Consider the following 22,805-nt stretch of genomic DNA (forward strand, 5'->3'; position numbering starts at 1 on the left):
ATGATTTTTTTTATATAACATAGTCATATCCTTCAAGAAATCTTGATAGGAACTGCCTTGTTCTCTCTTCTTTTGGGTGTGTGAACAGCTCTTTGGCTTCTCCCTGTTCAACAATTACTCCCTTGTCCATATAAATAGCTTTGGTAGCTACGTCTCTTGCAAAGGCCATCTCATGGGTTACGATTACCATCGTTACGCCCTTTTTAGCCAACTTACTGATGGTCTCAAGAACTTCTCCTACAAGCTCCGGGTCGAGAGCTGATGTAGGTTCGTCAAAAAATATCACCTCAGGTTCTACGGCCAGCGCCCTTGCTATGGCGACTCTCTGCTGCTGTCCTCCTGATAATTCACTTGGATAATAATCGAATCTGTCTGCCAGACCAACTTCTTCAAGTGAACGCCTTGCTATTTCTTTGGCTCTAACCTTACTTACTCCGTGGCCTTTAGTAAGACCAAGCTCTACATTTTCAATTGCATTCTTGTTATTAAAAAGGTTGTAGTTCTGAAATACAAAGGATGTCTTTTGCCTTAACTCATGTATCTTCTGCCTTGATGCCGTGTGCAGATCCGCCTGTGTTTCACCTATTTTGATTGTTCCCTGGTCTGCTTTTTCAAAGAATTCAAGACACCTTAGAAGTGTTGTCTTACCTGATCCCGACGATCCCAGAATCGCAACCACATCTCCTTTTTCAACGCTAAAGCTAACGCCCTTTAATACTTCATTATCCCCAAACGCCTTATGTACATTCGATACACTTAACATTGTCTTCTCCTATATACCAATTTGGTCTCTTCCAGTTTTTTCATTATCAGCTCAGAAATTTTAATGACCACTATATAGATGAAAAATACGCATATATATGATTCAAAGTACCTGAGCACTCCTCCTCCGAGAATTCTGGCATAACCCGTTATCTCCACTACAGAGAGCATAAATGCCAGGGAAGATGACTTAATAAGTCCTACCAGAATATTTCCCAGAACCGGCCAGGCTGTTGTAAATGCCTGAGGGAAAACGACGTTAAACAGCACCTGTCCCTCTGTCATGCCAACCGATAATCCCGATTCAAACTGTCCCTTATCTATGCTCTCAAGTCCTGCTCTTACCGCTTCAGCTATTGATACGGTTGTTGAAAGAGATAGTGCAAGAAACGCATAATATATTGGATTTATTGAATAGACATCCGCCTGGATATTTAGTTTTTGAAACATTTCAGTCAGAAGATATGGTCCAAAGTGAAAGATTACAAATATCTGAAGTACAATCGGTGTTCCTCTTATAAGTGACATGTACGTCCTGATGATCTGTGATGCCACCTTAACCTTCTTGAAATTGATGTAAGCAAATATGGTCCCTATTATCAGTGAAATGGTCATAGCCACAACTGTTAATTCTATGGTCACCGGCAGATATGCCAGAACCTGTGGGAAAGCTTCAATAACAAATTTCCAATCTACATTCATGTTTTCTGCTCCAAGACTACGACATGCTTATATTCAAGTTTTTTCTCCAGAACGGAAAAGAGCTTCTCAAGGCCAGCTGTAATCGGCCAGTAAATGAGTGTTAGTGCAACACACATATCAAGAGCATATGCATTCATATCAAGAGCTGACAGGAAATATGCCTGCCCCAGCACATCACGAAGACCTATTACATAAGCCAGAGCTCCTTCCTTTATCAGGAAGATGATTGTGTTACCGATGTTAGGAATAGAGTTCCTGAACATCTGCGGAAGTAAAACGTGGTTAAAAGCCTGAAGCTGAGTCATTCCAACTGATAAAGCTGCTTCCAGCTGTCCCTTACTGACTGAGTTGTAAGCACTTCTGATAATCTCAGATGAAGATGCCCCAATGTTGATAGTAAAGGTAATAATGACGAATACCACCGTAGGAAGGCTGTTTAAAAATATGTTAAACGCGCCTGTAGTAACTGCTGACAGTCCATAAAACACCAGAAACAGTAAAATGATCGAAGGTGTGGATCTGACCAATGTTACATAACCCTGCGCCAGTGCCGATATCGCCTTGTTCCTGCTCATTCTTCCTTTTGCTATCAGTCCTCCAAGAGCAAAGCCCAAAATCAATGAGAAGAAAACATAAGTTAATGTAACCCGTAGATTAGGCAGTGATTTTAAAAAATATTCCAGTATTCTTGATAGGTTTATTGTTCTCATTTAACGTCTCGCCTTTAAGTATTGTTGGATTTTGATCAGGAGGCTTTCTATATCACCTTCCTGTTCAAGAGTCTGTATTCCTCTCCTTAAGAGGACTCTTGATGGATATGCACCGACCTCTTTTAGCAAAAGATACTCACAATCATGAAGGACATCGGCTATAGCGTTTACGTATTCATCATTCCTTCCTGCACATCCGCCTCCATCCGGTACCGGATAAGCTGCGACATCAGGAAGTGTTCTGTTATCTATCTGCTGTATGTTGTCATCGCTTAATTCATAGATGGCAGCATTCTTTATTTTTCTAAAAGAAACTTTTGTATTTGGGTCATTGTCATATCCTACTGCAACTAATGTATTCTCCACATTTACACACTTCCTAAGCTTTATTTCTCAACTGTTGTATGTGCTATGAAGCCTTTATCCAATACTCCGGAATATAGGTCCTCTATGAGCTGTAAGCCTCCGTTATATCCAACATAAGATTTGCTGACGATTACTTTTTCAAGAATCGGTACACTCAGATAGATCAGAACGCTCTTGGTGTTATAAGCAAGTTCTCTGTCCCAGCTTGATCCGAAGATTACAGATTTTGTTTTTCTCTCATCAATGTTCTTCTTGATATCCTCTTTGATAAGAGCATTATCTCCTTCGAATACAACTCTCTCTCCAAGGCCTTCCTTGATGCTCTCAAGCTTTTCTTTGATCCTGTCCTTGGATGCATTGTTAGGTTCTGAACTGTCATAAACCTTAACTACCTCTATTCCAAGTTCATTTTCAAGGAAATCTGATATTCCAACACCGTAAATATCATCAGCGGATACATACGCATCAAATGGAATATAAGAAGAATAGTCAGCAAGGAAATCACCTATTGAAACAAAGTACTTCTTGTATCTCTTTTCCTCAGCCTTAATGAAGCTTTCTACCTTATCAGTATCAAGTTCAAGAGCCTCTCCTACTCTTCTAAGGAATGCGCTTGTAGCCTTGAGTCCAACAGGAAGTACCGGCTCATGAAGAAATGGTGTTCCATATTTTCTCTGACAGAGCTTGGCTGCTGATAAGCCAACCCATGGAGAAAGAACTATATTAAGCTGCGCCTTTGGAATATTCTTCCACTCTGAAACGCCTTCTGAACCATATCCAAAGAGAATATTAACCTTAAGTCCTATTCCAGTGAGAATTCTCTTTATTTCCTCCAGGTCGCCTCTCCAGTAAACATCCTGATAAGGTACTACTGAAAAGACATTTACAAGTCCCTTTTCTGGCTCTATTTCTTCGTCTACGTCACCTACAAACTGCTCTATGAGTGACTCAAGAACAAGATTATGTCCCTTGTAGTTATTGCCTCTAAAGCCGGCTGTATCTACTCCAATTACCTTTTTTTCTTTGGTAGAATGATCCTCAGCTACCTGCTTTACATCGTCTCCGACAATTCCTGCAGTGCATCCCGACATTACAACATACAGATCGCCATCCATGACATCCAAAGTTGCATCAATCAGCTTGCCAAGCTTTTTTTCTCCTCCAAATACAACTTCATTCTGAGTTGAATTAGTACTTGGAATCTGTGCTCCACCTGCGTAGCCTTCTCCCTGATATCCAGCTCCTGCACTCAGATATGAGAACTGTCTGGCACTACAACCAGGACCAGCATGTATGATTGGTATGGCACGTGGTATTGCAAGCACGGACTGCTGCGAACCAAGCGCGCATGAATATTTAGCTTCTTGTATAATTCCGCCCATCGCGTTATCTCCTCATCAGTTAAATAAATAGTCTTTCATCCTCAAGCCACTGCTTGGTATATGGGAATTCATTGTATTCTTCAAGTGTAGACAGAACTCTCTTAAACTTTCTGATGTTCTTAAGTCTCTCACCAAGAGTTATGATTCCGTCATATCCAGCAGATACATTTACTTCTCCTTCCAGAATTGATGGAATTCCAAGCTTAGCTGACAGCGCCGGCAAATGCATATGTCTGATGATTACAACATCCGGCTTAACTTGTTTAAGTATCTTGATAACTTCATAAGGCTGTTTCTCACATACTGAAAAATGCTCTATGTCTCCGGCTACATTTATCATCTCCTGAAGAGAACTGTGCTCTACAGGCTCTCCATCTGTCTTCATATCATGGTGAAGAGTTGTGATACCTGCTATCTCTATTCCAAGATCAGAAGCTATGCTGGCCATGTTGTGAGCGTAGGAATCACCAGCGTAGATATATATCCTAAGTCCCTTAAGCTCTTTTCTTAGTTCTTCAAGCTTAGGAGCTATTCTCTCGTGTTCCTTGGCAATAACTTCTTCAACTATGTCTGACTTACCTGTAAGCCTTGCCACTTCTCTATACCAGGCATCAGTCCACTTTATTCCATAAGGAGCTGTAGCATGTACATGAGGCACACCATACTGCTTCTCAAGGACATCTGTAATATATGTTCCAAGTGTTTCGCAGATACTTGTAGAACATGCTGCTTCTGTCATTCTGGCTATGGTATCAATATCTGCCAAAGGAACCAGGTAATTAGGCCTAAGTCCTATTTTTCCAAGAATTTCTGAAAAGGTATCTGCTCCCATGAAGTTAAAGATATTAACAAGATCTGGCTGTTTCTTTTCAGGTTCTTTGACTATTCTCTTTAAAAGAGCGTGGTAGCCAGCATCAAAACCTGATGACCATACCTTTGATTTAAAGCCTTCGCAATAGACAGGAACTACTGGAATTCCATATTCAGCCTGCTTCTCATCTGCGACACTCTCGATGTCGTCACCGACGATACCAGCTGCGCAGGAAGACTGAACAAATATAGCTGACGGTTGGAATCTCTTATAGGCTTCATCAATTGCTTCCCTTAATTTCTTGAGGCCTCCGTAGATTGTCTCTTTTTCTGAAATGTTGCTACATACAACATTTGTCTTAAAGGGCTTTTGACCTCTTCCAAGAGATCCGCTTTTATTTATCTCATCGTTTGCCGGATTATTGGCAAAGCATCCCATTGGTGAATGAACAACTACTGCTGCATCTCTAATGTGGCTACAGATAGTTCCAGCTCTCATCTGCGCACAATCACTACACTGTGAAAAGCATCTTGGCTGCTCAACCTTTTTCTGAGAAACTGCACCAGCCTGAAGTTCACTGGCTTTTCCAGCAAAAGATATTATTGATTTAAGTCTTCTTTCTCTTACTTCTACTTCTGTTGTAAGGCTATTACTCATCTTTGCTCCTCCATAAGCCCCATCAAATCTGGTAATCATCTGCCATGAGACCAAACTCTGACAGAATCTCTTCAAGTCTCTCCTGCTTCATAGGTGTAGGAATAACAAAGTTCTGGTTGTTAATGATTGCTTCTGCAAGGTTTCTGTACTCCTGAGCCTGATTGGAATCCGGCTTGTACTGGATTACTGTCTGCTTGTTGATCTCAGCTCTCTGAACGATGTTATCTCTTGGTACAAAATAGATAAGCTGTGTTCCAAGTTCTTTTGCAAATGCTCTTAGTAGATCAAGCTCTCTATCTACGTTTCTGCTGTTGCAGATGATTCCACCAAGTCTTACTCCGCCGCTCTTAGCATATTTCTGAATACCCTTTGAGATGTTGTTTGCTGCATAAAGAGCCATCATCTCACCTGAAGCTACTATATAGATCTCCTGAGCCTTGCCTTCACGGATTGGCATTGCAAAGCCTCCGCAAACAACGTCGCCCAAAACGTCATAGAATACAAAATCAAGATCATCTGTGTAGGCTCCAAGATTTTCAAGAAGTCCGATAGATGTGATGATTCCTCGTCCGGCGCATCCAACGCCTGGCTCAGGTCCTCCTGACTCAACACATCTTGTTCCACCAAAGCCGTCCTTCATGATAGCTTCAAGCTCTACATCCTCACCTTCTTCTCTGATCGTGTCCAGAACTGTCTTCTGAGCAAGTCCCCCAAGAAGAAGTCTTGTGGAATCTGCCTTAGGATCACAGCCTACTACCATGACCTTCTTGCCATGCTCCACAAGTCCTGCTGTCAGGTTCTGAGTGGTAGTAGATTTTCCTATTCCACCTTTTCCATAAATTGCAATCTGTCTTAGTCCTGCCATTTTTCAACTCTCCTCTTTTTTCTTTTTAACAAAAAAGAGACTAGTCCTCAGTAGTACTAAGAACTAATCTCCAGTTGTCCGGTCGATTAAGTTTATTGAATTAAAGTATTAAATTAAAAAGATATTATCATAACACCCTGGTTTGTAGAATCAGCCTTTACTTATAGCCAGGTATAAGAATTTCTTGTAGCTCTTTTATCAAAAGCTCTGCATTTCCTGTAGAAGATTGAGGTATCCGTCCAGCTTTTTAAGTGCTTCACCAACCGGGCCAGGCATCTCAAATGCTGCTATACCGTGCTGTGACAGCTCATCTACAGCCCCTGGGCCTATCCTCGCTGCCAGCACAAAGTTACAATCAAGAAGTGCTTCAACGCCTCTTTTCATCTTATCTGAGTTGTGAGATCCGCCATTACATATAGGAACAACAAATCTCTGCTCTATTTCTTCATATGCACCACTATCATCAACATCAACTATAAGAAAGCTCTCGGCTCGTCCGAAGTGCTGATCTACATTCCTGTTATCAGTTGATGCAAGTGCTACTCTGTATGCTCCATTTTCCATAAGCCTTCCTCCATCAGCCATGTGAAAAGGTATTCTTCACATTAAGCCTGTTCTGATAAACAAGCTGACTGTATTCAGAAAGACCAGGAACACCCACAGCATCAGCGCGGCAGTGAGCACAGTGTCTGAATACCTTAATATACTTTTCAGCTTCTTCCCTCGCTTTCTCTATCTGTTCGCAGGTAGGCTTAGGTATATCTGAAAGCTTGTGCTGCGGTATCAGAGGAATTATGTTGTAGATAAGGGCTCCCGCTTCCTTGACAGTCCTTGCGATCTCACTGATGTGATGATCGTTAATACCAGGAACAAGCACTGTATTTATCTTGATCGTCACTCCTGCATCTGCAACTTTCTTTATTCCCTTGAGCTGATTCTCTATGAGTATTGCAGCACCCTCAGCACCTTCTATCTTTTTACCATGATATATGATAAAGTCATTAAGCTGTGCTTCTATCTGTGGATCAACAGCATTTACTGTTACCGTAAGAGTATCCACCCCTGCCTCAATCAGCTCATCTGCTCTTTCATATAGGAGAAGTCCATTAGTACTCATACATTTAAGAAGCTCCGGATGCTCGACACCAATTTTCCTGAAAGTCTCAAAGGCGTAATCTGTTGCCAGTGTATCCCCAGGTCCTGCTATTCCTGCGACCTTAATGCTAGGCACCAGTTCAAGTGCTCTTCCTATAAATGTATTAGCCTCATCCGGAGAAATAACCTTGGAGGTCACTCCTGGTCTTTGCTCTACGTCATTTATAGATCTGTCGCAAAATCTGCAGGCTATATTACAGCCCGGACTTACAGGCAAATGGATCCGTCCTGCATTAAATTTACATCCACCAAAGCATGGATGGTTTCTCTCAAGTTCCTGAATACTTCTAGCCATCTTTCTTTCCCCTTACCTGCATTTTTCATACCATAGCTGGTATCTTAGAATCTGATCTTAGTACTGGTCTCAACCTGGGTGATCTTGCCATCGTGAACCGTAATGATCACATTTCCATACTTAAGGTCACTTACCTGACTCTTAATAATTTCCCAGATCTTATCGCTATCTTTTTGTTTAATTACTTCCCCTGCCATCTTGCTATCTCCTGCCCTTCTGTGTTTTTAGTATGTTACAGCATGGCTTTAGTATGCACAATTAAGCAAATCTTATAGCCGTCTACCAGTTTTTTCTAACGCTTCATAGAGCTGTTCAAACGCCTGTTTAAGCGTTTCTCTGGGACATGCTATGTTGATTCTCTCAAAAAGAGCGGTTTCCCGGCCGAATATAATGCCAGGGTCAAGCCATAGCCTTGCTTCATCAACTATCAGTTTTTCCAGTTCCTTGTGATCATCACTAATCTCCGAAAAATCCAGCCATATAAGATAAGTGCCTTCAGGTTCTATCAGATGGACTCTTGGAATCTTTTCCTGTAGGTAATTCCTAACAAAAGTAAGGTTATCCTCAAGATATTCACGTAGTTCCTCAAGCCACTCTTCGCCATAGGTATATGCTGCCTTTGTTGCAGATAGTCCAAGTGTATTAGCCTGACTGTACCCGGAAGCATCATTTTCTCTCCTAAACTGCTGCCTTAGCTTATCGTTTGGAATTATGATATTTGCTATCTGAAGTCCTGCCAGATTGAAGGTCTTACTTGGCGATGTGCCAAGTATCAGATTCTGAGCGTATTGTTCCCCAAGAGTTATCAGTGATGTGTGTTTATGACCACTGTATATAAAATCAGAATGAATCTCATCTGCAAAAATGAGGACGTTATGACTTAAACATATATCTGCAAGTCTCTTGAGTTCTGCACTTGTCCATACTCTTCCTACAGGATTGTGAGGACTGCATAAGAGAAATAGCTTAACCTTCTCTTCAATAATCTTTTTCTCAAAATCATCGTAATCTATCTCGTAGTGGCCGTCCTTATAGACAAGCTGGTTATTTACAACCTTCCTGTTATTAAGCTTAATTGTCTCCATAAAAGGGTAATAAACAGGCTGCTGAATGATGACTCCATCCCCCGGTTCTGTAAAAGCCTTAATGGCAAGTGCAATGGAATAAACCATTCCAGGCTCCACAGTGTTCCATTCGTCATATATCTCAAAGCCGTGGCGCCTATACAGCCATGACTTAAGAGCTTCTTTATAAGAGGAATCCGGATCAGTATATCCAAATATGCCATGCTCAGCTCTTTTAACAATCTCTACGATAATCTCCTCAGGTAATCTGAAGTCCATATCTGCTACCCACAGTGGAAGAAGGTCATCTCTCCCCTTTCGCTGAAGTCCAAAGTCGTATTTAAGACTTGCCGTATTCCTTCTGTCTATCAATTCATCAAAGTTATATCTGCCCATTGTAATCACCCTTTTATAAATTGATGCTCCGAAGCAAATGAGCTACGGAGCATCCTACTATCCCCAGTCCAAGCTATTTTGGCACTGGTTAATTATTTATTTTCAAAGAATTTCAAATGAGAAATTCTCTTTTGCCGAGTACTATTTATTAGTTTGCGAACAAAGGTGTAGAAAGATATCTGTCACCTGAGTCTGGAAGAAGAACTACGATGTTCTTGCCCTTATTCTCTGGTCTTTCAGCAACAATAGTAGCTGCCTTAAGTGCTGCGCCTGATGAAATACCAACAAGGATTCCTTCAGAAACTGCAAACTTCTTGCCTTCTGCGAAAGCATCGTCATTCTCAATAGCGATTACTTCATCATAAACCTTGGTGTTAAGAGTATCTGGTACAAATCCTGCACCGATTCCCTGAATCTTATGAGCGCCTGCTGTTCCCTGTGAAAGAACCGGGCTGCTTGCTGGCTCAACTGCAATGATCTTAACATCAGGATTAACTTCTTTCAGGAATTCACCAACACCTGTGATTGTTCCGCCTGTACCAACACCAGCGATGAAGATATCAACCTGTCCATCTGTCTGCTTCCAGATCTCTGGACCTGTGGTCTTTCTGTGGATCTCTGGGTTAGCTGGGTTAACGAACTGTCCAAGAATTACAGCTCCCTCTATTTCTTTTTCAAGCTCTTCAGCCTTGGCAATTGCTCCCTTCATACCCTTGGCACCTTCTGTGAGAACGATCTCAGCGCCGTAAGCCTTAAGAAGATTTCTTCTCTCAACACTCATTGTATCTGGAAGTGTGAGGATTGCTTTGTAGCCCTTAGCTGCTGCAACTGCTGCAAGACCGATTCCTGTATTTCCACTTGTTGGCTCAATGATTGTTGCTCCCGGTTTGATTCTGCCACTCTTCTCAGCATCCTCTATCATACTAAGTGCAACTCTGTCTTTTACTGAACCAGCTGGATTAAGATACTCGAGCTTGGCAAGGATGTTAGCATTTGTAACTCCTGCTGCCTTGCTATATCCGTTAAGTTTAAGAAGTGGTGTTCCCCCGATAAGTTCAAGTGCGCTCTGCTTGATGTCTGCCATGATGTATTTCCTCCGTTTTGTTTTATGATTTATGTTTTTTGTTTACGTGTTTGTTTTGATGTTTAAAATATAGCATAGCTTTTCGCATAGCAAAATTAAACAAACCTTATCGGGAGATATAAGTTTAGCTTAATACACCAAAAAAGAAAGCCCACCGCGATCCTGCGCAGCAAGCCCTCTTTTATTAGCTATTCAATTAGGTAACAAATCCGGTATTACTGAATTGTAAATCTCTGAAGGTTATCATTGATTGTATCAACAGCCTCAGATACTGATGTGGCAGCTGTTGCAACCAGCTCTGATGAAGAAGCAACACCTTTGGCTGCCTCTGTAACTCTTTCAACGTTATCGGCAATCTCCTGAGTGGAAGCAGACTGTTCCTCAGATACAGATGCCATGTTGGTAGCAACGTCGTTAACCTTCTCCATCTGCTCTGCCATAACAGAAAGAGTCTCATTTGCTTCTGAAAGCTGACGAGTAATTTCTTCGAAAGTACTTGCAGCTGTATTTACTGACTCTGCACTTGCATTGATAAGTTGAGTATTAGACTCAGACTTCTGTGAGAGCTGTTGTACTCTGGCAGACATTTCCTTGATAATATCAGCAATCTGCTGCGTAGCATCAGCTGAGTTCTGGGCAAGCTGTCCAATCTCCTGGGCAACAACTGCAAAGCCCTTGCCGGCTTCTCCTGCTCTTGCTGCCTCAATACTAGCATTAAGAGAAAGAAGGTTTGTCTGGGAGGAAATAGAGTTGATAAGATCTACAATCTGATTGATCTTCTCTGCTGCCTCATCAACACTTGATACCGCATCGGCCATGTCTTTCATTGAATCTACAATATCATTCATTCCGCCTGCAACATTAGCCATATCCTGCTGACCTGAATCTGCCTTTGTAACCAGCTCATTCATAGTCTTTTCAATTTCCTGTTCCTTGTCTGTAACATTTGCTACAGTCTGGGCAAGAACAGTGGCATTCTCAGCTACTTCATTTACAGCCTTAGCCATATTCTCAATATTCTCACGAATCTGGGTCATGCTGGCTGACTGTTCATTCGCAGCACCCTCAAGGTCTTCTGCCGTAGTCTTGGAGGTCTGGGCGTCTCCGCGAAGTCTGCCGGAAACATCTTTAATTTCGCTAAGAGACGTTCTCATTCCATTTACAAAGTCTCCCATAGCGTTGTTCATATATGCAATCTCATCATTACCCTTTGAAGAGATATCAACTGTAAAGTCACCACCGGAAATCTTTTCGATGTTATCTGTAAGACTTGTTACAGGATGTTTGATCATCTTCTTGAGGGCTGTATTCATTATGAAGATAACCGCCAAAACGGATATAATCGCAACAAATATAAGGATGATAACCAGCTTCTGAAGGGAAGCCAGTACTTCTACCTGTCTTGCATATACTATTACAAGCCAATCAGTTCCGCTAACACCTGAAGCCACGAAGTAGTACTTATCATTGCCAACCTTAAGTCCTGTTACCTCGTGTTCTTCCGCATCAATTTCTTTTGCAGCAAATTCACCAATTGCTGTAAGGAAAGCATTGTCGGCAAGTTCTGATATATTGCTTCCGCAAAGAGAAGGGTCATCCCTATATGAAAGGATCTGTCCCTGACTGGTAACCATCATAGCACCGCCGGTCTGATACAGCTCAACCTTATTAAGACTCTCCTGAACACTGTTCAGCATAAGATCCGCTGCAAAAGCACCCTCTCTGCCATCAAGCAGCTGAACCTTACGCATAACTGATGCACAAAGCTCTCCTGTTACTGAATCAAAATACGGAACATCATAGTAATAGAACCATTTATTGGTAAATGTCATAGCCTCTTTATACATGACATTATCCGTTACATTATCAATCACATATTCCGGAGCACTGGGATAAAGGAAAGTCTCATCATTAAGCATCATGTAGGCACCTGTTGGGATGAGATTATATCTTCCTACAGTTCCTGTAAGGTATTCCATCAGCTTGGCATTGCTACTATAATCATTTTGCTCAACCGCATCAGCAACACCATTAAGGTAATAGAAGGTTGCTGTCAGATCTTTGTTAACCTTACTTGCATCAGCATCTACCTGATTTTCAAGAGATGTATAAATCAAATCCTTGATCATGGTAAAGCCAAGCGCAAAAGTTACACCCTCTGCCAACAGAATAGTAACAAGCAGCATAGCTACAAACAAAAGTGACAGTTTGGTGCTAATTGCTTTTTGTGAACCACCTTTTTTGCCTGATTTAGCGCCCATAGAACCCTCCTTGAATTTATATAGAATTACGAATAATTGGTCACGATATAACATCGTAAAATCAGTATACAAAAGAAATCTAAACATCACGTAAACATTCTGTTTTAAAACAATAAAAAAATGCAAAAGCGTTTGTTATGTGACATAAAAAACACGGATAGCCCGTTTTAGGCTATCCGTATCATGAAATTCTTTATCCTTCTATGAGCACACCATTATTATCAAAGGTATACTTATGAAACCATCTTGTGATTGTTGTCCCCTTTACCATATGTCCTTCACTGTCAAAATAGTGTCGGCCATCTTCTAAGTCTACGAAATCACTTTTTACCACGGCACCATTCTTGTTCAGGTAGAATGTATAACCATCCACATCTACTAATCTGTCAAACTGCTGAACTCCCAGCTCATCAAAGTAGTATACAGTTCCCCACTTTGTCATAAAGCCTGTTACCATATGGCCATTTCCATCAAAATAATATCTGTTGCCTTCATAAGTAACATAGTTCTGCTTAATAACCGCGCCTTTAGCATTCACATAGTACTTATAGCCGTCTTCATAATCAAAAATCTTATCTGTAAGCAGTTTTCCATCAGCCTGGAAGAAATATACAGTTCCCCATTTTGTCATGAAGCCCGTTACCATATGACCATTTCCATCAAAATAGTACTTACCGTCCTCTGTAGTGACATAATCACTCTTGACCATAGCACCATTTTCTTTGAAGTAATATGTCTCACCTTGGTATTCAAGCATTCCTGAGTACTTAGAGCCATCTTCCAGTACATAATAGGTTGTACCCCACTTTGTAGTGAGTTTACCTTCAGGTGTCTTGGGCTGTTCTGGCTGTTCTGGCTGTTCCGGCTCATCTGGCTCATCTGGTTCATCCTGGTTAATACCAAGGAATTCGTAGACTGCCTCTTTGCTATCGAAGCTATCTCTGCTGCTAAATGTGAAGTAGTTCTTATCACTTGTTATGTTCTTGTTGTCATCAAGCTGAGTACCATTACCATTGTTGAAAATATATGTAAGAGTACCTGTTTCAAGAGCCTTGGTAGGAACTTCTGCCTTAACCCAGTTAGCATCTTCATCTGCTGTCATAAGCTTACCTGGCCAAGCTCCGGTAAGGTTATTGTATTCACCGTTTTCTCCGCCAAATACATAGAGATAAACATTTTTCCAATTAGCATCTTCAGCCATTTCATTATAGAAATAAACTGTAGTATAGATTACTTCCTCAGCACCTGCTATAGCAGCAAGAGCTTCCTTCTTGGAGCCATATACCTGGTAAGTATAACCATTGTAAAGGAAGAACCTATGCTTCATATCAGAAACCTTCATATCAGGAGTCTGTTTTCCATTATTTCCATTGTTGAAAATAATGTTCATATCATCGCTTGCAGCAGCAGGAAGAACTACGCTGTACCATCCATCTTCGTCCGCAGTTAGCTCTTTTCCTGGCCACTCGCCCATTGATGTCGCGCCCCAAGTATATACGCAGACCTTATCCCAGCCTTCTGTGTTATAGAAATATGCTGTTGTAAAGGAACCTGATACTCCAAGAGCTTCTTCAGCAGCCTCTTTACTAGCAAATCTCTTGACTACAAGCTGACCATTAGAATTTTCTGCATCAACTGTGCAGAAAACATCTTCTGTTTCTGGAGAAATTCCCTCGATATTAACAGTCTGAATACCTGTGCCGTTGTTGAAGATAATGTTAAATGTTGGAACCTTGGCAGTTGTCTTAACATCCGCTCTCCACCAGCCGGATCCCTCGTTGAGGGCAGGTGCTCCAGGCCATCCGCCAAAGAGCTGCTCTCCACCATCAAGCCATCCGTATGCATATACAGTATCCCAATTCTCTGTGTTAAAGAAATATACACTGTAAGTATTTATTCCAAGGCTTCCCTCAGCGTCTGCCTTAGAATAATAGAGATTATCGCTTTCTGGTGTTACAAAGGTTCCGCTGCCTTGTGTTATTACATACTCAGGTGATACCTTGCTGCCATCAGCATTTTCAAACCTGATAGTAAACTCATCATCAAGTACTGTTACCTGGAACCATCCATCGTTCTCATTAGTTGTGCTAAGTGTATCAGCATCATTATCTACTCTTGCTACTACGCTGTCCCAGTTCTCGTAATTGTAGAAGGATACTACTGTTCCTGTTCCTTCAAGCTTCTCGGAAAGAACTACAACTCCCTCTCCTGCAATAGTTCCGCTTATAATTCCATCTTTTACAAGAAATACTGCATCGCTTCCCTCAACCTGATCAGGATAGATACCATCTGAAAGGTGAGTTTCTGCATTGATAGTTGTTCTGTTCTGGGCTGCATTTACGATAACTGCGCCTTCTACTGTGTCGTCATATCTTTCTATCATGATAGTCTGAAGACCGTTAGGATTTGAAAGATACTCGTTTGCTTCTCCCATTTTCTCGCGGAAAAGATTTACAGCCTTTACTTCAGGTGCCTTATAAATTGGGCTTCCTGCCTCTCCAATAAGGTTATCACCGTACGGATTTTCTTTGGATGAATTATTGGGCCTACTAAAGAAAAGTGGTGTTCCATCATCTCTTGCTGCGATAATAGACCATCCCATGATGACCATGTCGTCATCAATTGACTTCCAGCAGCTCTCTGAATCATTCATGTAGTTGTCATGTGACTCAACCCATGTAACGAGTCTTTCTGTGTCAGCTTTATAAGTTGATCCAAAGCCTGTGTCATCATAAATCTGATAATCAAGAATTCTGTCTACAGAAAGGTTTCCGCTTGAAAGTGCTGAACGAATGCTAGAACCATAGTTACTTGCTGTTGTTCCGCCAATATACTGCTGATAAGCTGCAAGTCTGTCGTTGGTTCCCTGGAGAACCTCTCCGTATACAAAGAGATCGTCATAGCTCTTGGTTCCGACTTCTTCTGAGTACTCGTTAAGAGCATCTCTCATATTGGTGTAGAAATTGTTTCTGCCTGCATCTGCATAGTCTGATGGAACCGGATCATCAGGAAGTGAAATGTGCTTGGCAGTATCAATTCTGAATCCATCTGCTCCAAGATATACGCAGTCCTTGAGGAACTCGTAGAAATACTGCTGGAATCCGGCATTTTCTGTATCTACATCGTAAAGGCCACCCATTGCATAGTAAGTAAGCTCTACTCTGTCTGTATATCCGCCGCCGGTCTTACCTGTAGTATGGTAAAGAGCATCCTCGCCGCCTGCTGCCTCCTTAAGAGCCTTGGATACATTAGCAAGTGATGGTGTTGTGTGGTTTGGAAGGATATCTACAATAATAGCAATTCCGTACTCATCAGCAACATCGCACATGTGCTTAAACTCATCACGGCTTCCAAGCTGATAGTTACCAATTACCCAGTCAGTTGGCTGGTAGTGGTAATACCACATTCCGTCAGGGCCGTGAAGATTCATTCCAGGATTAGTAGAAAGACATTCATTGATAGGAGACGTCTGAACCGCAGTATATCCGGCATCTGCAATGTCTGCCATGTTCTCTGCGATAGTATTAAAGCTCCAGCAGAAAGCATGGAGAATGGCTCCATCATGAATATTATCTCTTGTGACAAGGCTGTTATCTGCAGCCTTCTGCTCTCTTGGAGCAAGATTTGTAGCTGATACCACATCAGCTAATTTTACAGTATATTCTTCTGTCTCAGATTCAGCAGTTGCACTATTTTCTTCTGTAGCTTCCTCTGATGCTTCTTCTGTAGCATCCACTGATGTTTCTTTTGTTGCTTCTACAGACACTTCCTCTGAAGAAGTTTCAGATGCCGCTTCTACAGCCTCGTCAGTTTCTTCATCAAGTACGTCTGTACTCTCTTCTTCCTGAACAATCAAAAGATTGTCGTTTTCCATAGCCTGAACTCCGGTAACGTTTCCAAAAGAGCTCAAAAAAATAGACAAGCTAAGACTTGTCGCAGATAATAATCTGCCCCACAATTTTCCCCTTTTCATACAACCTCCAAATCAAGTGTAGTACTGATTTTGGCAGCTGATCAGCCGCCTGACAATAGTTACTTTTTTTGCTAATAATCAAATTAGCGTTAACCGATTAACTGTGATAATTTGATTATAAAATTCATAGATAATACCGTCAATTGTTCAAAGTTTTATATTTTTCGGAAACGTTTTTGTAGGATTTGCATAGTAAACCCATAACCAAAAATCAGCTACGATCTCCAAACGAGATTGTAGCTGACTAATAATCTTATATTAAATAAACAGGCAGGCATCACCAAAGGAGAAGAATCTGTATCTTTCCTTGATGGCCTCTTCATAAGCATTAAGAACATGCTCTCTTCCGGCAAAAGCTGAAACCAGCATAACAAGTGTTGACTCCGGAAGATGGAAATTTGTAATAAGTCCGTCCATAAGTTTGAACTTATATCCCGGATAAATAAAGATAGAAGTGTCTCCGCTGCTTGCAGAAAGCTTACCATCTTCACTTGCTGCGCTCTCAATAGTTCTGCAGCTTGTTGTTCCAACGCAGATAACTCTGTGGCCTGACTCCTTGGCCTTATTGATCTTATCTGCAGCTTCCTGGGTTACCTGATACCACTCAGTGTGCATGTGGTGCTCTTTTACGTTAGTTACCTTAACAGGTCTGAAGGTTCCAAGACCTACATGAAGAGTAACAAAGGCCATGTCAATGCCCTTTTCTTTTATCTTTTCAAGAAGCTCATCAGTAAAGTGAAGTCCTGCTGTTGGCGCTGCTGCCGAGCCTTCAAACTTCGCATATACTGTCTGATACATGTTCTTGTCCTGAAGCTTGTGAGTAATATATGGAGGAAGTGGCATCTCTCCGAGTCTGTCCAGAACCTCTTCCCAGATTCCATCGTAGTAGAACTTAACAAGGCGGTTACCCTCATCTACTATGTCAAGGATCTCAGCCTTAAGTATTCCGTCTCCAAAAGAAACCCTTGCTCCGGGTCTGAGCTTTTTGCCGGGCTTAACCAAAGTCTCCCATACATCTGCTTCTTTTCTCTTAAGAAGAAGGATTTCTACTGCAGCTCCTGTTTCTTCCTTGACTCCAAGGAGTCTGGCCGGAATAACCTTGGTGTTATTAAGGACAAGGCAATCACCGGGCTCAAGGTAGTTTATCACCTCATTAAATACATGGTGCTCAACCTTGCCGGTCTCTTTGTCCATATATAAAAGTCTGCACTCATCTCTTTTGGCCATTGGATCCTGAGCTATAAGCTCCTGTGGAAGGTCAAAAAAGTAATCTGCTGTTGAAAGTCCTATTTCTCTGTTCTCACTCATTTTCTCATCCTATCTAAACATAAAAAACTGTTATACCCTTTTACGCGAAAAAGAGTATAACAGTTTAGTATTTTACTTTTTATCAGCGATTATTGCAAGAGTGTGTGAAATGTCATTAAGTGTCTGGGTCATATTCTGAATCATAAGCTCCATCTTAGTCTGATCATCCATGTCACCCTTTTTAAATCTCTCCTGCATCTCCTTTATTCTTTGCTGCTGAAGATTGGTTACCTCTGAAACTCTGCTCATATTATTTCTCCTTTCCGCTCTTTATATCAGTCTGATTTATCTCTTATCTGTTTGCGTAACCTTTTGCATCAAACGAGTAATCTTTTCCATTTATCTGCGCAGTTATATTAGCGTAGTAATCGCCTTCAGGCAGTCTATACTTCCAGCCTTTGCCGTCGTATTTCCAGCCTTCTATTGAAACTCCCTTTTGAATTGATGCTGGTCTATATAGAGCCCTTGTTGCATCATCCTGGAAGTGCCACCACTCTGAAACCAGAGTTGCATAACCGCCTTCCACCATATATTCACTTAGCATATTAGCCATGTCATTATTCTGACTAAGAATAGAAAAATGACTAAGATCGTGCATATTGGTCTGAGCTTTTAACTCTTCACCATCCATGGTTTCCAAAGTCAGATCCATAGCAATTCCCAGATTATGAGTTGATCCTCTGGCTGCCAGGAAACTTCCAAGTGAAAAGCCACCTGAGAGCATCATCCTTCTGTAGGTCATAATATCCGCCGCTTCAGGAACTCCCTCCACATCCTCGATTGTCGGTATTACCATTTCTTCCGACATTGTCTGATCCAACGAACTCTCCGCAGAAGCAACATCTGTAGATACCTGATCCTGTGCTGGAGCATCTACCGCCTCACCACCTTCAGCCATATCCATAGATCCATCGGCCGTCGCTTCATCCGTTTCTTCCGGTAAAACAGGCCATTGATCCTCAGGAACAGTTTCATAGGCATTCTCTATTCCCTGGGCCTGGAGCTGTCTGAATGCGGAAAGGGTTATCCTCTCATAGGTTGCATCCGGAAGTTCCAAGTCTATTCTTTTTGCTGTTTCATCATAGATATATCTTGTTGCCTCATAGGGCCTGAAGGAATCGTAAATCTTAATCCTATAACCATCCTCTAAGGCAGCCTTAGCAATGCTCTCTAGCTTAACAGCACACGGATACAATAACGGAACCACAAAAGTATCATCATCAAGAAGGATATTTTCATACCCCGGTATCACCCTTGCAGACACTTCCGGAATAGCATAATCATGCACAAGATAAATTGAAGCATAGCTGTTTGTAATATCATAGGCACATAAATCTCCCAGATATTCCGGCAGGTTTATGAAGCAGTAATTGGAATTGATGTAACCTTCACAGGAGTCTGTCTTAACCTTAAAGAATCCGTCTTTTTCCTCCAGCACACACAGCGCTTCCATTGCTGTAACTTTACCAACGGTGCTGTTTTTGTCTGTATCGGAAAAGACCTCCATACTACTGGTTGGCCAAATCGTTGCATAATCGGGAAAGGCGTCTGTCTTAATATGTACTACAGAAGTATTGCTATTGGTCCACTCTCCGGCAACTCCGATAGGCAATACTCTAAAACAAATCTCTTTTCCCGGCGGAAGTCTGTCAGTATCATAACTACATGCCTCTTCACTCTGAGTTGTAGCAATTGTCTCCCACTCATCGTCAGAAGCATCACCAGCCTTTTCCTGAATTTCGTAGCCATCACAGGAAACTTCCGTCCAGGTCAGGTTATAATAGTTTTCTCCGGAAACAGAATAGAACAGCCTGATACTCTCATGAAGAAACTCGCCATCACTTACAACTTCAAACTTTTTCTTCATTCCAACGAACTGTATATTCTTCTCGGTTCTTGTGGATTCAAGCTCGAATAAATACTGTTCGCCCTCAGGCGGAAGCGGATAGGAACCCTTGTCACCAAAGGTAATATATCCTGAAAAAGTAGTTACTTCATAAGAATCACTGCTCTTGGGAATATCCAGTTTTCCCAGATTATCCCCTTCTCCTGTATTTATCAAAAGCGTAAAGTCGTCGTTTCCCTCTGCTTTCCACTTAAAGCTAAGCTTCTTGTTGTCAGAGTCAAAGATCATGACCACATCCCTGGGGTCAGGAATATTTATGTAGGTCTTAGCTTCTATATACTTATGAAACTTGCCATCAACCTTGTACCTTATCCTGATGGTAACCTTTTTATCCTCAGGTATGTCTGATTTGAGAAAGCAATAAGTTTCAGTACAGCTCTCTGATATGTAGTTTTGATCATCCGAAAAAATCTCAACCTGATAGCTTTGTGCTTCGTCTGCACTGGGCCATTCCAATAAAAGCTGCTCGCTTCCGGTCTCCCTGATTGTCACAGGTTCGGCATTGACTGCGGTAAACTCATCAATTACATCCGAAACAATGTCCCGCTTAAAATAAAAGATTAAAGCAATTATGACCAGAATCTCAGTTATCAGGAAAAGATTAATTATTCGGCTTTTAATCTTTTTTGATCGCATTCTGCTTTTCTCCAGTAAATATCACGCATAAGTCTTCTGAACTTTTTGACCGGTATTCGCACTAAATAAGTAACCATAGTGGATATCAAAAAGATTCCCAGAACTAAGATGATAAAAAATGGCATTCCGTATTCGTATGGATTTACGTGCTGATATCTCAGAATAATCCTTACAAATACCATATGAAGCAAATATACTCCGAAGCTGTTGTCATCAAAAAACTCCAATACAGCCTCTCTGCCCTTTGATTTTTGTGGTTCCTTACTCTTGTCCCGATATATGAATGCAAAAAAGCCTACAGCTGCCATGATAACAAACGGAGAAGCATAACTTCCAAGTACTACTTCCAGTCTTTCAAAATCACTTGCATATCTATAAGCTGTAAGCGATGCCGTTCCCGCTATTCCCACAAGAAACAGAAGCACAGAAAGCCACCTTGGAATCTTAAGAATATCCTTGGAAATCGCATATCCTGCAAACAAATAGAAAACATAAATACCTGAAACCTGCAGTATAAACGCACAGTTAATGCCCCATATCTTGGTTAGCTGGAGCACGGACTGGAATATCACATACATTGCAAGAAGGTACTTGAAAAGGAAATTACTGCTGTTAATAGCAATAATTCTGTAAAACGGAAGAAGTAAATAGATTCCAAGAAGCATGTACAGATACCACAAATGTGACCAGGAGCGGCCTGTAAAGATATCTACTACTGCATTTTTTAAAGTATTTATGGTTATTCCCTTGCCATCAGCCACATCATCGAATATTTCAAAGAAAAATCCAAGAACAATAAGTGGCTCAAGGGCTTTAGGCACATAATGACCAATAAGCCTCGTATTGCTGATTTCTTTTTTGGGATCAAGAAGCAGAGCACCTGTAACCATCAAAAAACAGGGAACTGCAAACATCATTCCGTAAACAGTCCCCATTGAGCACGCAATTTGTCTTATAGTTATAGAATCCTTAAAAAGAATTTCTGATGCATTGGCTGTATGAAGTATAACAACTGCGAAACAAGCAATTACTCTGATATATGAAAGAGAATAATTTTTCTTTTTACCAGACAAGTCCGTCATCACCTATGCATCCTTTCGAATCATCTGAGTCTTCATATGAATCGCCGGAGAAGTTGTTCATATCAGATAAGTCTTCTGATTTTTGTTCTTCTACTTTGGTCTCTTCTTTTTTGGTTTCTTCCTTCTTGGGCGCTTCTTTCTTCTCAGAAAGCACCTCTTCTTTTTCTTCTATAGCATCAGAAGCTGCAATGCTGCTTTCTGCTTCAGACAAGTCCACAGGAGTAGTCTCTTCGACTTTTTCTGTAACTTCTTCCACAACTTCTTCCACTGCTTCAGGGACTGTGCTTACCAAAGACTGGGCAGACTCAGTTTCCTGAACAGAGGGTGCTTCTGCCGTACTGCCATCCGTACAAGCACAAAGCCCCGTTGCCAATAGAGAAACGATTATTGCTATGCTGATTTTTTTACCCATAAATACACCTCATCATTCGTTCATTACAATATAGTTCTGGTATCTCCACGTACCCTTTTGTCCATACTGTAATTTGAAACCGCTTTTTCCTGTTCCATACGTGTAATCCGGATCAAACACATAGGTCTGTCCGTCGAAATCCATTTCAACCCAGGAATGAGGTGTAAGTCCCTTCTTCCTTGAAGGTACATATCCGGCCATCTGTCTTGGCTGATATCCCAAAGCCTTGGCCATTTCATAAAAGGTTGCTGCCATTACAAAGCAGTTTCCTTTGTTATTTGTAAATCCGTAGTTTGCATACCATCTAACTCCGGGGCTGGCATCATCAGGCATTCCGGGAGCACCGTGTCCATAATAGGTAAAGCCTGCAGACCAGTTAAAAGCTGCATTTAAATCCCAGCCAATCTGATTGAGGACTTCCACTGCATTTGCGCCTGTGGGTCTTGAGCTCTTTTTACTCTTTGTTGTGGTAGTTGTTGTAGTCTGAGCCTGTACATTCTGAGTGGTATTGGTCGCCTGTACCACGCCCGTTGCCGAACCATTGCGGCCCTCTTTTGCTCCGAAAGAAATGTAGTGTTCATAATATCTAGGAAGATCATTTCCGAAAGCCTTCTGAAGATCTGCATATCTGGCTTTATATGCCTGTACGTTAAAAGATGCATTTCCCTGCCTTCCTTCTCTCATACCGAAGGCAACAAAGTGCTCAAGAAGTTTCTGACTGTTGTTTCCGAATGCAGCAACCACATCAGGATTATGGGAAGCATAATAGCTGGCATCAAAGACTGTGTCATATTTCCCGGCAGCCTCCACTTGAAAGCTGTCTGTGATCATCAGCAGCATAAAAACAACCGCAGCCAGGAAAAGCGTTTTTGACTTAAAACACATAAACTTCATATCTTTGAGACCTCCTATCTTACAATATGAATCAAATATTAAATGTGAGTTTAAAAACCCTGTAATAAAATTATAAAATTTACC

The 22,805-nt window shown here is 41.4% G+C and carries 20 protein-coding genes; all 20 read right to left on the reverse strand.

Going from position 1 to position 22,805, the window contains the following annotated elements:
• Positions 1–10: 10 nt before the first annotated feature.
• Entirely contained in the window at positions 11–763 is a 753-nt protein-coding gene (locus G613_RS0102175) for an amino acid ABC transporter ATP-binding protein (protein WP_029231091.1), read from the reverse strand.
• On the reverse strand, positions 757–1,464 hold the full coding sequence (locus G613_RS0102180; RefSeq protein WP_029231092.1) for an amino acid ABC transporter permease: 708 nt from the start codon (positions 1,462–1,464) through the stop codon (positions 757–759). Before G613_RS0102180 ends, G613_RS0102175 begins: the two co-directional genes overlap by 7 nt.
• Entirely contained in the window at positions 1,461–2,174 is a 714-nt protein-coding gene (locus G613_RS0102185; protein ID WP_029231093.1) for an amino acid ABC transporter permease, read from the reverse strand. The genes G613_RS0102180 and G613_RS0102185 overlap by 4 nt, the downstream gene beginning before the upstream one ends.
• On the reverse strand, positions 2,175–2,540 hold the full coding sequence (locus tag G613_RS0102190; protein WP_029231094.1) for a NifB/NifX family molybdenum-iron cluster-binding protein: 366 nt from the start codon (positions 2,538–2,540) through the stop codon (positions 2,175–2,177).
• A gap of 20 nt (positions 2,541–2,560) precedes the next feature.
• Entirely contained in the window at positions 2,561–3,922 is a 1,362-nt protein-coding gene (locus tag G613_RS0102195) for a nitrogenase component 1 (RefSeq protein WP_029231095.1), read from the reverse strand.
• Between the two features lie 19 nt (positions 3,923–3,941).
• A complete protein-coding gene (locus tag G613_RS0102200; protein ID WP_029231096.1) occupies positions 3,942–5,390 on the reverse strand; it encodes a nitrogenase component 1 in 1,449 nt (482 codons plus the stop codon).
• A 22-nt stretch (positions 5,391–5,412) separates the two neighbouring features.
• Positions 5,413–6,255 (reverse strand): nitrogenase iron protein, encoded by an 843-nt coding sequence (gene nifH, locus G613_RS0102205; RefSeq protein WP_029231097.1) that lies wholly within the window; start codon positions 6,253–6,255, stop codon positions 5,413–5,415.
• A gap of 198 nt (positions 6,256–6,453) precedes the next feature.
• Positions 6,454–6,819: a NifB/NifX family molybdenum-iron cluster-binding protein gene (locus tag G613_RS0102210; RefSeq protein ID WP_029231098.1), complete on the reverse strand. Its 366-nt coding sequence runs from the start codon at positions 6,817–6,819 to the stop codon at positions 6,454–6,456.
• A 13-nt stretch (positions 6,820–6,832) separates the two neighbouring features.
• Complete coding sequence (locus G613_RS0102215; protein ID WP_029231099.1) at positions 6,833–7,705, reverse strand: radical SAM protein; 873 nt, start codon at positions 7,703–7,705, stop codon at positions 6,833–6,835.
• Between the two features lie 44 nt (positions 7,706–7,749).
• Positions 7,750–7,902, reverse strand: coding sequence for a YezD family protein (locus G613_RS18975; RefSeq protein ID WP_081647738.1), 153 nt, complete (start codon positions 7,900–7,902; stop codon positions 7,750–7,752).
• Positions 7,903–7,974: 72 nt separating this feature from the next.
• Positions 7,975–9,165, reverse strand: a complete 1,191-nt coding sequence (locus G613_RS0102225; protein WP_029231100.1) for a MalY/PatB family protein — start codon at positions 9,163–9,165, stop codon at positions 7,975–7,977.
• A gap of 148 nt (positions 9,166–9,313) precedes the next feature.
• The gene (gene cysK, locus G613_RS0102230; protein WP_029231101.1) at positions 9,314–10,249 is read right to left on the reverse strand and encodes a cysteine synthase A; all 936 of its coding nucleotides are present in this window, start codon (positions 10,247–10,249) and stop codon (positions 9,314–9,316) included.
• 215 nt (positions 10,250–10,464) lie between these two features.
• Positions 10,465–12,510, reverse strand: a complete 2,046-nt coding sequence (locus G613_RS0102235) for a methyl-accepting chemotaxis protein (RefSeq protein WP_029674408.1) — start codon at positions 12,508–12,510, stop codon at positions 10,465–10,467.
• A gap of 193 nt (positions 12,511–12,703) precedes the next feature.
• Positions 12,704–16,483 carry a starch-binding protein gene (locus tag G613_RS18340; protein WP_029231103.1) on the reverse strand — a complete coding sequence of 1,260 codons (3,780 nt, stop codon included), beginning with the start codon at positions 16,481–16,483 and terminating at the stop codon, positions 12,704–12,706.
• Between the two features lie 258 nt (positions 16,484–16,741).
• On the reverse strand, positions 16,742–17,791 hold the full coding sequence (gene queA, locus G613_RS0102245; RefSeq protein ID WP_029231104.1) for a tRNA preQ1(34) S-adenosylmethionine ribosyltransferase-isomerase QueA: 1,050 nt from the start codon (positions 17,789–17,791) through the stop codon (positions 16,742–16,744).
• 72 nt (positions 17,792–17,863) lie between these two features.
• Positions 17,864–18,040 carry a hypothetical protein gene (locus G613_RS19400; protein WP_155828016.1) on the reverse strand — a complete coding sequence of 59 codons (177 nt, stop codon included), beginning with the start codon at positions 18,038–18,040 and terminating at the stop codon, positions 17,864–17,866.
• A gap of 43 nt (positions 18,041–18,083) precedes the next feature.
• Positions 18,084–20,333: a hypothetical protein gene (locus tag G613_RS0102255; RefSeq protein WP_029231105.1), complete on the reverse strand. Its 2,250-nt coding sequence runs from the start codon at positions 20,331–20,333 to the stop codon at positions 18,084–18,086.
• On the reverse strand, positions 20,303–21,415 hold the full coding sequence (locus tag G613_RS0102260) for an acyltransferase (protein WP_029231106.1): 1,113 nt from the start codon (positions 21,413–21,415) through the stop codon (positions 20,303–20,305). Before G613_RS0102260 ends, G613_RS0102255 begins: the two co-directional genes overlap by 31 nt.
• Positions 21,396–21,827, reverse strand: a complete 432-nt coding sequence (locus G613_RS0102265; protein WP_029231107.1) for a hypothetical protein — start codon at positions 21,825–21,827, stop codon at positions 21,396–21,398. The genes G613_RS0102260 and G613_RS0102265 overlap by 20 nt, the downstream gene beginning before the upstream one ends.
• Positions 21,828–21,839: 12 nt before the next feature.
• The gene (locus G613_RS18345; RefSeq protein ID WP_029231108.1) at positions 21,840–22,721 is read right to left on the reverse strand and encodes a transglutaminase domain-containing protein; all 882 of its coding nucleotides are present in this window, start codon (positions 22,719–22,721) and stop codon (positions 21,840–21,842) included.
• Positions 22,722–22,805: the final 84 nt, after the last annotated feature.

This window comes from Butyrivibrio sp. VCB2006 (assembly GCF_000420945.1).
Taxonomy (GTDB): Bacteria; Bacillota; Clostridia; order Lachnospirales; family Lachnospiraceae; genus Butyrivibrio.

Excerpts from the sequence above, each read along its gene's own strand:
- G613_RS0102175 (WP_029231091.1), bottom strand. The coding sequence starts at position 763 with ATGTTAAGTGTATCGAATGTACATAAGGCGTTTGGGGATAATGAAGTA.
- G613_RS0102180 (WP_029231092.1), bottom strand. The coding sequence starts at position 1,464 with ATGAATGTAGATTGGAAATTTGTTATTGAAGCTTTCCCACAGGTTCTG.
- G613_RS0102185 (WP_029231093.1), bottom strand. The coding sequence starts at position 2,174 with ATGAGAACAATAAACCTATCAAGAATACTGGAATATTTTTTAAAATCA.
- G613_RS0102195 (WP_029231095.1), bottom strand. The coding sequence starts at position 3,922 with ATGGGCGGAATTATACAAGAAGCTAAATATTCATGCGCGCTTGGTTCG.
- G613_RS0102200 (WP_029231096.1), bottom strand. The coding sequence starts at position 5,390 with ATGAGTAATAGCCTTACAACAGAAGTAGAAGTAAGAGAAAGAAGACTT.
- nifH (WP_029231097.1), bottom strand. The coding sequence starts at position 6,255 with ATGGCAGGACTAAGACAGATTGCAATTTATGGAAAAGGTGGAATAGGA.
- G613_RS0102210 (WP_029231098.1), bottom strand. The coding sequence starts at position 6,819 with ATGGAAAATGGAGCATACAGAGTAGCACTTGCATCAACTGATAACAGG.
- G613_RS0102215 (WP_029231099.1), bottom strand. The coding sequence starts at position 7,705 with ATGGCTAGAAGTATTCAGGAACTTGAGAGAAACCATCCATGCTTTGGT.
- G613_RS18975 (WP_081647738.1), bottom strand. The coding sequence starts at position 7,902 with ATGGCAGGGGAAGTAATTAAACAAAAAGATAGCGATAAGATCTGGGAA.
- G613_RS0102225 (WP_029231100.1), bottom strand. The coding sequence starts at position 9,165 with ATGGGCAGATATAACTTTGATGAATTGATAGACAGAAGGAATACGGCA.
- cysK (WP_029231101.1), bottom strand. The coding sequence starts at position 10,249 with ATGGCAGACATCAAGCAGAGCGCACTTGAACTTATCGGGGGAACACCA.
- G613_RS0102235 (WP_029674408.1), bottom strand. The coding sequence starts at position 12,510 with ATGGGCGCTAAATCAGGCAAAAAAGGTGGTTCACAAAAAGCAATTAGC.
- G613_RS18340 (WP_029231103.1), bottom strand. The coding sequence starts at position 16,483 with ATGAAAAGGGGAAAATTGTGGGGCAGATTATTATCTGCGACAAGTCTT.
- queA (WP_029231104.1), bottom strand. The coding sequence starts at position 17,791 with ATGAGTGAGAACAGAGAAATAGGACTTTCAACAGCAGATTACTTTTTT.
- G613_RS19400 (WP_155828016.1), bottom strand. The coding sequence starts at position 18,040 with ATGAGCAGAGTTTCAGAGGTAACCAATCTTCAGCAGCAAAGAATAAAG.
- G613_RS0102255 (WP_029231105.1), bottom strand. The coding sequence starts at position 20,333 with ATGCGATCAAAAAAGATTAAAAGCCGAATAATTAATCTTTTCCTGATA.
- G613_RS0102260 (WP_029231106.1), bottom strand. The coding sequence starts at position 21,415 with ATGACGGACTTGTCTGGTAAAAAGAAAAATTATTCTCTTTCATATATC.
- G613_RS0102265 (WP_029231107.1), bottom strand. The coding sequence starts at position 21,827 with ATGGGTAAAAAAATCAGCATAGCAATAATCGTTTCTCTATTGGCAACG.
- G613_RS18345 (WP_029231108.1), bottom strand. The coding sequence starts at position 22,721 with ATGAAGTTTATGTGTTTTAAGTCAAAAACGCTTTTCCTGGCTGCGGTT.